We start from the raw sequence: 9,200 nt of genomic DNA, 5'->3' as shown, positions 1-9,200 counted from the left end.
ACCGGAGCTCAGGGCTCGCCAGCGTCGATCAGCGCGTCGGTATCGAAGTGCGGCGGGCGCCGTGCGCGCGTGCGCTGCTCGTAGGCGTAGGCCATCTCGATCAGCTTCGGCTCGCTCCAGGCGGTGCCCATGAACAGCAGGCCGACGGGAAGGCCGTTGATCTGGCCCATCGGCACAGTCAGGCTGGGATAGCCAGCCACAGCGGCAGCGCTGTAGCTCTCGCCGGGGAAATCGTCGCCTTCGCTGCGGATTGGCCACGCCACGCCGGTGGTGGGGGCCACCAGCGCATCAAGCTGGTGGGCGGCGAGGGCAGCATCAATGCCTTCCGGGCCCGCCAACCGGCGTGCATCGCTGCGCGCGCGGATATAGGCCGGGTCGGCCAGGCCGGCGGTGGCGTCGGCCGCCACCAGCAGTTCTTGGCCGAACAGGCCCAGCTCCTGCTTGCTGTGCGCCTGGTTGAAGGCGATCAGTTCGGCCAGGCTGCGCAGCGGGGCGCGATGGGCGCTGAAGTAGCGCTCCAGCCCGGCCTTGAATTCGTACAGCAGCAGCGTGCGCTCGGCCTCGGCCCAAGCGCCCTGGTTGGGCAGCTCCACCGGCACCACCACGGCGCCGGCGCGACGCAGCTCGGTCGCCGCCTGTTCGATCAGTGGCGGCATGCCCCGGTACTTCAGCAAGGGTGTCTGCAGCAGTCCGATGCGCTTGCCGCGCAGGCCCTGGGGGTCCAGTCGCGCGGTGTAGTCGTAGACCGCGCGGCCGGGCATGGTCGCGGTGGCCGGGTCGGCATCATCGCGGCCGGCGATCGCGGTCAGCACGGCGGCAGCGTCGGCGACACTGCGCGCCATCGGACCGGCGGTGTCCTGGCTGAAGGAAATCGGGATGATGCCGTCGCGGCTGACCAGGCCTACGGTCGGCTTGAGGCCGACGATGCCATTGATCGCCGCCGGGCAGACGATGCTGCCGTCGGTTTCGGTACCGATTGCTGCGCTGGCGAGGTTGGCGGCCACGGCTACCGCGCTGCCGCTGCTGGAACCACAGGGCGAATGGCTCAGCCGATAGGGATTGCGGGTCTGGCCGCCGCGCGCGCTCCAGCCGGAGATCGAATCATTGCCGCGGAAATTGGCCCATTCGCTGAGGTTGGTCTTGCCCAGCACGATGGCGCCGGCATCGCGCAGCCGGCGCACCAGGTAGGCATCGTCCGGACGGAAGCTCTGCAGGGCCAGAGAGCCGGCACTGGTGGCCATCGGCGCGGCGTTGATGTTGTCCTTCAACAGCAGCGGGATGCCGTGCAGCGGGCCGCGCAGGTGGCCGCTACGGCGCTCGCGGTCGCGCGCGGCGGCTTCCTTCAGGGCATCGGAGTTGAGCTCGATCACCGCGCGCAGGCGCGGCCCGGCGCGGTCCAGGGCGGCGATGCGCTGCAGGTAGGCCTGGGTCAGGGTGGTGCTGTCCAGTTCACCGGCGGTCATCCGCGCCTGCAGGTCGGCAATATCGGTTTCGGCGTACGGGAATGGCACGTTGCGGCTCGCAGGTTCGGCCGCATGCGCGCTGGGCGTGGCCGGGCTGCAGCCAGCCGAAAGCAGCGCCGGCAGCGCGGCGAGCAGGCAGGTCAGCAGAGGCGGCAAGGACAGGCGCATGGGGCGGCTTGGTCGGCTCCAATCCCCAGTGTAGCGAGTGCTCAGCGGTGGCGCTTGCGCAGGTCGCGGGCGAGTACGTAGACCACGATCAGGTTAATCGCCAGGATCGTCCACGACGGCCAGCCGGGATGGCGGATGATCGCGAAGATGTCGAAGGGCAGGTACAGGGCAGCGGTCAGGCAACCCAGCCAGGAGGCCCAGGCCTTGGCCCGCCACAGGCCCCAGGCTTCGACCAGGTGCAGCAGTCCGTAACCGATCATCCCCGCCGCGGCCAGGTGGACCGCGTCGGGGCTGATCATGTGCAGCAGCGAGGGCAGGGTGCCGTGGTCCGGATCCAGGCTGAAACGCCGGATCAGGGCCATGATGCCGTGCCGCAGCGGCTGCGGTCCGAGCACTTCCAGCCCGGTGGCAGCCAACAGTGCCAGCATCGCCTTGCTCGCTTCGAGCAGGGCGATGACGTGCAGGCCCGGATGCCGGTGTGGATCCGGGTTGTAGCCGCTCTGGCTCACGGGGTGCTGGCTCAGCCGCCGCGCGAAGCCTTCTTGCGGTCGCTCTCGGTCAGGAACTTCTTGCGCAGGCGGATCTCCTTCGGGGTGATCTCGACCAGCTCGTCGTCTTCGATGAAGTCCAGGGCCTGTTCCAGCGAGTACTTGATCGCCGGGGTCAGCTGGATCGCATCATCCTTGCCCGAAGCGCGCATGTTGGTCAGCGGCTTGGTCTTGATCGCGTTGACGGTCAGGTCGTTGTCCTTGGAGTGGATGCCGACCAGCTGGCCTTCATACACGTTGTCACCTTCGGCGGCGAAGAGCTTGCCGCGTTCCTGCAGTGGGCCCAGCGAGTAGGCCGGGGTGACGCCCGGCGCATTGGCGATCATCACGCCGTTGATGCGCTTGGCGATCGCGCCCTGTTCCTTCGGGCCGTAGTGGTCGAACACATGGAACAGCAGGCCCGAACCCTGGGTCAGGGTCTTGAACTCGTTCTGGAAACCAATCAGGCCACGGGCCGGGATCTGGTATTCCAGGCGCACGCGGCCCTTGCCGTCCGATTCCATGTTCTTCAACTGGCCCTTGCGGGTGCCCAGCTTTTCCATCACGCCGCCCTGGTGGACTTCTTCGATGTCCACCACCAGCTGCTCGATCGGCTCCATCAGCTGGCCGTCGATTTCCTTGATGATCACTTCCGGGCGCGACACGGCCAGCTCGTAGCCTTCGCGGCGCATGTTCTCGATCAGCACCGACAGGTGCAGTTCGCCACGGCCGGAGACCAGGAACTTGTCGGCGTCTTCCAGCTGCTCGACCTTCAGGGCCACGTTGTGGACCTTTTCACGGTCCAGGCGGTCCTTGATCTGGCGGCTGGTCAGGAACTTGCCACCGGACAGGTCCTTGTTGCCGGCGAACGGCGAGTTGTTCACCTGGAAGGTCATCGAGATGGTCGGCTCGTCGACGGTCAGCGCCGGCAGGGCTTCCGGGAAGTCCGGTGCGCAGATGGTGTCGGAGATGGTCAGCTCCTGGATGCCGGAGATGGCCACGATGTCGCCGGCCTCGGCCGAATCCTGCTCGATGCGCTCCAGGCCCATGAAGCCCAGCACCTGCAGCACCTTGCCGTTGCGCTTCTTGCCTTCACGGTCGATGACCGCGACCTGCATGTTCTTCTTCAGGGTGCCGCGCTGGATGCGGCCGATGCCGATCACGCCCACGAAGTTGTTGTAGTCCAGCTGGCTGATGCGCATCTGGAACGGGCCTTCCGGGTCCACTTCCGGCTTCGGCGCGTGCTTCATGATCGCTTCGTACAGCGGGGTCATGTCGCCGTCGCGCACGGTGTCTTCCAGGCCCGCGTAGCCGTTGAGGCCCGAGGCGTAGACGATCGGGAAGTCCAGCTGCTCGTTGGTGGCACCGAGCTTGTCGAACAGGTCGAAGACCTGGTCGATCACCCACTCCGGACGGGCGCCCGGACGGTCGACCTTGTTGACCACGACGATCGGCTTGAAGCCCATCGCGAAGGCCTTCTGGGTAACGAAGCGGGTCTGCGGCATCGGGCCGTCCATCGCATCGACCAGGATCAGCACGGTGTCGACCATCGACAGCACGCGCTCGACCTCACCGCCGAAGTCGGCGTGGCCGGGGGTGTCGACGATGTTGATCCGGTTCTTGATGCCGGTCTTCTTGTCTTCCCAGGTGATGGCGGTGTTCTTGGCCAGGATGGTGATGCCGCGTTCCTTTTCCTGGTCGTTGCTGTCCATCACGCGCTCGGCGAGGACGGTACGCTCGGACAGGGTGCCGGACTGCTTCAGCAGCTGGTCGACCAGGGTGGTCTTGCCATGGTCGACGTGGGCGACGATGGCGATGTTGCGAAGATTTTCGATGGACATACGAAAGGGGGCCAGTCGGCGCCGGATTTGGAAAAAGAAGTCCAACATTATACGTCGAACTTGACGATTCGCGAAAAGGTGGATTTCACGCCCGTCACGGGGCCCATTCAGCTGGGCCGCCACACGGCCGAGGCCGCCAGGACCGTCGCGCGGGCTGCCCCGCCGGCGGCTGAAGCCCGGGTCTGCGCCCATGGTCGAAGCCGCCGCCGCCGCAAGGCAGGTGTAAACTAGGTGGCTAGACGCGTTCCCCTCTGCATCAAGGATCTTCATGTCCCTCATCGCCACTTTCGACACCACCCAGGGCCCGATCAAGGTCGAGCTGTTCGCCGACAAGGCGCCGCTGACCGTGGCCAACTTCGTGAACCTGGTCAAGCACGGCTTCTATGACGGCCTGATCTTCCATCGCGTGATCGCCGACTTCATGATCCAGGGCGGCTGCCCGCAGGGCCGTGGCACCGGCGGCCCGGGCTACAAGTTCGAAGACGAAAAGAATGGCGTGAAGCACGAGGTCGGCTCGCTGTCGATGGCCAACGCCGGCCCGAACACCAACGGCAGCCAGTTCTTCATCACCCACATCAAGACCGATTGGCTGGACGGCCGCCACACCGTCTTCGGCAAGGTCCTGGAAGGCCAGGCCATCGTCGATTCGGTCAAGCAGGGCGACGTGATCCATTCGATCACCTTGGAAGGCGACGTCGACGCCGTGCTGGCCGCCCAGGCCGACCGCGTCGCCGAGTGGAACAAGCACCTCGCCGCCTGATCCCCCTTCGAAACGGCCACCCACGGGTGGCCGTTTCCCTGTTCCCCGCCGCCCGCCAGGCCTGCGTGGCTCCGCCCGCGGCGTCCCATCAAACGCTTGCAAGCAAGAGGAAACCCCCATGAAAGCACCCGTTCGTGTTGCCGTGACCGGCGCCGCCGGCCAGATCGGTTATGCCCTGCTGTTCCGCATCGCCTCCGGCGAAATGCTGGGCAAGGACCAGCCGGTCATCCTGCAGCTGCTGGAACTGCCGGTCGACAAGGCCCAGGCCGCCCTGAAGGGCGTGATGATGGAGCTGGAAGACTGCGCCTTCCCGCTGCTGGCCGGCATGGTCGGCACCGATGACGCCGAAGTCGCGTTCAAGGACGCCGACATCGCCCTGCTGGTCGGCGCGCGTCCGCGCGGCCCGGGCATGGAGCGCAAGGACCTGCTGCTGGAAAACGCCAAGATCTTCACCGCCCAGGGCGCGGCGCTGAACAAGGTCGCCAGCCGTGACGTGAAGGTGCTGGTGGTCGGCAACCCGGCCAACACCAACGCCTACATCGCCATGAAGTCGGCCCCGGACCTGAAGCCGGAAAACTTCACCGCCATGCTGCGCCTGGACCACAACCGCGCGCTGAGCCAGCTGTCGGCCAAGCTCGGCAAGCCGGTCGGTGGCATGGAGAAGCTGGTGGTGTGGGGCAACCACAGCCCGACCATGTACCCGGACTACCGTTTCGCCACCGCCGATGGTGCGTCGATCGCCGATGCGATCAACGACCAGGAGTGGAACGCCAACACCTTCATCCCGACCGTCGGCAAGCGCGGCGCGGCGATCATCGAAGCCCGCGGCTCGTCCTCGGCTGCTTCGGCCGCCAACGCCGCCATCGACCACGTGCGTGACTGGGTGCTGGGCAGCAACGGCAAGTGGGTCACCATGGGCGTGCCGTCCGACGGTTCCTACGGCATTCCGGAAGGCGTGATCTTCGGCTTCGCGGTGACCACCGAGAACGGCAAGTACACCCTGGTCAAGGATCTGCCGATCGACGACTTCAGCCAGAAGTACATCGACAAGACCCTGGCCGAGCTGGAAGAAGAGCGCGCCGGCGTCGCCCACCTGCTGGGCTGATGCAGGCGGTACCGGCGCGAGCCGGTACCTCTTCCATCAAGGTAGGTACCGACCGCTGGTTGGTACGCAGAAAACGGGGAGGCTTCGGCTTCCCCGTTTTCATTTGGAATTCCTGGAACCGCATGATCCACCTGCACTACATCGATGACGCACTGCTGGTGGCCGAGAAGCCGGCTGGCCTGTTGTCCGTACCCGGCCGCAGCGCCGAGAACCAGGACTGCGTGGTCGCGCGCCTGCAGGCGCTGTATCCGGATGCGTTGACCGTGCACCGCCTGGACCAGGTGACTTCCGGCCTGCTGCTGCATGCGCGCGGCAAGGACATGCAGGCGGCGTTGTCGATGCAGTTCGAGCAGCGCCAGGTTGGCAAGCGGTATGAAGCGGTGGTGCAGGGGCTGCTCGAGGGTGATTCCGGTGAAGTGGACCTGCCGTTGATCGTGGACTGGCCGAACCGGCCGAAGCAGAGGGTCGATCAGGAACGCGGCAAGCCGGCGCTGACACGCTGGCGCGTAATGGCGCGTGATGTTGAAGCGCAGCGCACGCGCGTGGCGTTGGAACCGATCACCGGCCGCAGCCATCAGCTGCGCCTGCACATGGCCAGTCTCGGTCATCCCATCGTCGGTGACGTGCTGTATGACGCGGCACCGGCGCAACGCGTGTATCTGCATGCGCGCAGCCTGCGGTTTACGCATCCGCTGACGGGCGAGGCGCTCGCGTTCGAGTCCGCGGCTCCGTTCTAGAGAATAGGTGTATCGGCAGGGCTGCGCCCTGCACCTGCTACGAACCGGAGCAACGCGAAAGGCCAAGGCGGCTCTGGTTTTCTGCTTGTTGGGCGGGGCGGTGTGGGTTGGCAGGACACGCCGTAAACCCTGCTCCGCGGTCCGGCCCAGCCGCTGGCGGCTGGGCGTTCGGGCGCTTGCGTAGCAGTGCTTCGCAAGCAAAGCGCCCTTACCCATGGGGGCTCGATGGCGCCATCCATGGCGCCAACGGTCCTGCCAACCCACACCGCCCCGCCTTCGACAGATCTCCGGTGACGGATGGTCTATCCACGCTTTGCGTGGATCAAATCCATCGGAATCGAATATTTCAACAATTGATCGAAAAGGATCCACGCATGGCGTGGATCTACCGTGTCGACCAAGGTCGACACCCACCAGAGCAATACGCCGTTCCGACAGATGGCAGGAAACTGTCGAAGGCGGGGTGGGTCCGGTTGCGGGGGCGTGAGCCGCATGGATGCGGCGACCGAGCCTCCACGGACGGATTCACGGCGTCCCCCGCAACCGGACCCACCTCGCCATCCCACGGGAAACCCGCTGTTGCTTCGGCTGTTGCTTCTGAGGTTGCCGGCCAGCGGCCGGCACTACCACGGGTGCAGGGCTGCAAGCCCTGCATAACAAACCCCACCCCCCTACCAAGGTAGGGCGGCCCGCGCGCCAGCGCCGGACTATCCTCGAACCCATGACTTCGTCTGGGAGGGCTGCGTCATGAACTACGAGGAAACCTACCGTCGCTCGATCGACGAGCCGGAGGCCTTCTGGGGCGAGGAAGCCAAGCGCATCCATTGGCACAAACCGCCGCAGCAGGTGCTCGACTACAGCAATCCGCCGTTCCGGCGCTGGTTCGTCGGCGGCGAAACCAATCTCTGCTACAACGCCGTCGACCGCCACCTGGCCGAGCGCGCCGACCAGCTCGCACTGGTCGCCATCTCCACCGAAACCAACAGCACCCGCGGAATCACCTATCGCCAGCTGTATCGCGAAGTAAACGACTTCGCCGCCGTGCTCAAGCACCTCGGCGTCGGCCATGGTGACCGCGTGGTGATCTACATGCCGAACATGGCCGAAGCCGTGTTCGCGATGCTGGCCTGTGCGCGCATCGGTGCGGTGCACTCGGTGGTGTTTGGTGGCTTCGCCGCGCACAACCTGGCGCTGCGCATCGACGATGCGAAGCCGAAGCTGCTCATCGCCGCCGATGCCGGCATGCGCGGTGGCAAGCTGATTCCGTACAAGCCGATGGTTGACGCGGCCTGCGCCGAAGCGGCTTCGCCGCCACCGCATGTGCTGATCGTGTCGCGCGGGCTGGATGCCGCCGAACCACGCGTGCCGGGCCGTGATGTGGAGTACGCCACGCTGCGTGCACAGATCGGGGAAGTGGATGTGCCGGTGCAGTGGCTGGAAGCGAGTGAGCCGAGCTACCTGCTGTACACCTCCGGCACCACCGGCAAGCCGAAGGGCGTGCAGCGCGATGTGGGCGGCTACGCGGTGGCGATGGCGCAGTCGATGGAAACCGTATTCGACTGCAAGCCGGGGCAGGTAATGTTCTCCACCTCCGATGTCGGCTGGGCGGTGGGCCATTCCTACAACGTGTACGGCCCGCTGATCGGTGGCTGCACCTCGCTGCTGTACGAAGGGCTGCCGACGAATCCGGATCCGGGCATCTGGTGGGCGCTGTGCGAGCAGTACAACGTGCGCACCATGTTCTCGTCGCCCACCGCCATCCGCGTACTGAAGAAGCACGATGCGGACTTCATCCATCGCCACGACCTGCGCGCCCTGAAGTACCTGTTCCTGGCCGGCGAGCCGCTGGACGAACCGACCGCGCACTGGATCAGCGAAGCGCTGGGCAAGCCGATCATCGACAACTACTGGCAGACCGAGACCGGCTGGCCGGCTCTGACCCTGCTGCCGGGCCTGGAGATGAAGCCGGTGCGCTTCGGTTCGCCGGGCTTCCCCAATCTTGGCTACCGGATGAAGGTGATCGACGAGAACACCGGCGAGGAAGTCGCACCGGGGCAGAAGGGGGTGCTGGTGGTGTCGCCGCCGTTGCCGCCTGGCTGCATGAGCACCGTGTGGAACGACGACAACCGTTTCCTGCAGAGCTACTTCAGCCATTTCAAGGAACTGCTGTACAGCTCGCTGGACTGGGCGATCCGCGACGACGATGGCTACACCTTCATCCTCGGCCGTACCGATGATGTGATCAACGTGGCCGGGCACCGGCTGGGCACGCGCGAGATCGAAGAGGCCATTTCGAGCCACCCGCGCGTGGCCGAGGCAGCGGTGATCGGCGTCAAGGACGAACTGAAGGGGCAGGTGCCGCTGGTGTTCGTCACCCTCAAGCAGGGCCTGGATGGCGAGGATCCGGCGGAAGTGGTGGCCGAGATGATGGCCACGGTGACCACCTCGCTCGGCGCGGTGGCGCGCCCGGCGCACGTGCACGTGGTCAACGCGCTGCCCAAGACCCGTTCGGGCAAGCTGCTGCGGCGCTCGTTGCAGGCGTTGGCCGAGCAGCGCGACCCGGGCGACCTGTCGACGCTGGACGACCCCGGCGCGCTGG

7 protein-coding genes are annotated in these 9,200 nt (G+C 66.1%); 4 read left to right on the top strand and 3 right to left on the bottom strand.

Going from position 1 to position 9,200, the window contains the following annotated elements:
* Positions 1–8: 8 nt before the first annotated feature.
* Genes N5C25_RS19650 through typA form a run of 3 tightly spaced genes read right to left on the bottom strand, consistent with a single transcriptional unit; the run spans position 9 to position 3,999 of the window.
* Positions 9–1,631 carry an amidase gene (locus N5C25_RS19650; protein ID WP_279937710.1) on the bottom strand — a complete coding sequence of 541 codons (1,623 nt, stop codon included), beginning with the start codon at positions 1,629–1,631 and terminating at the stop codon, positions 9–11.
* Positions 1,632–1,672: 41 nt separating this feature from the next.
* On the bottom strand, positions 1,673–2,140 hold the full coding sequence (locus N5C25_RS19645) for a DUF2127 domain-containing protein (protein ID WP_019659569.1): 468 nt from the start codon (positions 2,138–2,140) through the stop codon (positions 1,673–1,675).
* A gap of 11 nt (positions 2,141–2,151) precedes the next feature.
* Positions 2,152–3,999 carry a translational GTPase TypA gene (gene typA, locus N5C25_RS19640; protein ID WP_026346967.1) on the bottom strand — a complete coding sequence of 616 codons (1,848 nt, stop codon included), beginning with the start codon at positions 3,997–3,999 and terminating at the stop codon, positions 2,152–2,154.
* A 268-nt stretch (positions 4,000–4,267) separates the two neighbouring features.
* Here typA and N5C25_RS19635 point away from each other — a divergent pair, with 268 nt between their 5' ends.
* From N5C25_RS19635 to prpE, 4 genes are all read left to right on the top strand, one after another.
* Positions 4,268–4,759, top strand: a complete 492-nt coding sequence (locus tag N5C25_RS19635) for a peptidylprolyl isomerase (protein ID WP_005408225.1) — start codon at positions 4,268–4,270, stop codon at positions 4,757–4,759.
* Positions 4,760–4,877: 118 nt separating this feature from the next.
* The gene (locus tag N5C25_RS19630; protein ID WP_005415428.1) at positions 4,878–5,864 is read left to right on the top strand and encodes a malate dehydrogenase; all 987 of its coding nucleotides are present in this window, start codon (positions 4,878–4,880) and stop codon (positions 5,862–5,864) included.
* Between the two features lie 122 nt (positions 5,865–5,986).
* The gene (locus N5C25_RS19625) at positions 5,987–6,601 is read left to right on the top strand and encodes an RluA family pseudouridine synthase (RefSeq protein WP_262213473.1); all 615 of its coding nucleotides are present in this window, start codon (positions 5,987–5,989) and stop codon (positions 6,599–6,601) included.
* Between the two features lie 747 nt (positions 6,602–7,348).
* The coding region (gene prpE, locus N5C25_RS19620; RefSeq protein WP_279937706.1) for a propionate--CoA ligase at positions 7,349–9,200 on the top strand (1,852 nt) is incomplete at its 3' end.

The organism is Stenotrophomonas sp. GD03958 (genome assembly GCF_029839005.1).
In the GTDB taxonomy this organism is placed as follows: Bacteria; Pseudomonadota; Gammaproteobacteria; order Xanthomonadales; family Xanthomonadaceae; genus Stenotrophomonas; species Stenotrophomonas hibiscicola.
This window is presented reverse-complemented; position numbering and strand designations above follow the sequence as displayed.

Excerpts from the sequence above, each read along its gene's own strand:
- N5C25_RS19650 (WP_279937710.1), bottom strand. The coding sequence starts at position 1,631 with ATGCGCCTGTCCTTGCCGCCTCTGCTGACCTGCCTGCTCGCCGCGCTG.
- typA (WP_026346967.1), bottom strand. The coding sequence starts at position 3,999 with ATGTCCATCGAAAATCTTCGCAACATCGCCATCGTCGCCCACGTCGAC.
- N5C25_RS19635 (WP_005408225.1), top strand. The coding sequence starts at position 4,268 with ATGTCCCTCATCGCCACTTTCGACACCACCCAGGGCCCGATCAAGGTC.
- N5C25_RS19630 (WP_005415428.1), top strand. The coding sequence starts at position 4,878 with ATGAAAGCACCCGTTCGTGTTGCCGTGACCGGCGCCGCCGGCCAGATC.
- N5C25_RS19625 (WP_262213473.1), top strand. The coding sequence starts at position 5,987 with ATGATCCACCTGCACTACATCGATGACGCACTGCTGGTGGCCGAGAAG.